Source organism: Ralstonia sp. ASV6 (assembly GCF_016429285.1).
Taxonomy (GTDB): Bacteria; Pseudomonadota; Gammaproteobacteria; order Burkholderiales; family Burkholderiaceae; genus Ralstonia; species Ralstonia flaminis.
Genome location: NZ_JAELUI010000702.1, coordinates 1 through 252, shown reverse-complemented (window position 1 = coordinate 252; position 252 = coordinate 1). Strand labels below are relative to the sequence as shown.

Genomic DNA, 252 nt, shown 5'->3' with positions numbered 1-252 from the left:
GGACTTCTTATAGGGACGGTTCCAGTCGTTGTTCAGTTCGTGCATCGAATACAACGCACGGCGATGCACCGGCTTGAGACCATCCCGTACATCTGGAAGGGCGCGGCCCACGATCACGCTCATGGCGCTGTCTCTTATACACATCTCCGAGCCCACGAGACATGGCGCCTGATCGCGTATGCCGTCTTCTGCTTGAAAAGGGGGGGGGGGGGGGGGGGGGGGGGGGGGGGGGGGGGGGGGGGGGGGGGGGGG

At 65.5% G+C, this 252-nt stretch carries 1 protein-coding gene; it reads right to left on the bottom strand.

Translation table 11 applies throughout. The features are described 5' to 3' along the window. Positions 1-144, bottom strand: a 144-nt coding sequence (locus JHD73_RS28935) for a DNA gyrase subunit A (RefSeq protein WP_199033460.1), incomplete at its 3' end; no start/stop codon positions are given. Between the last annotated feature and the right edge of the window lie 108 nt (positions 145-252).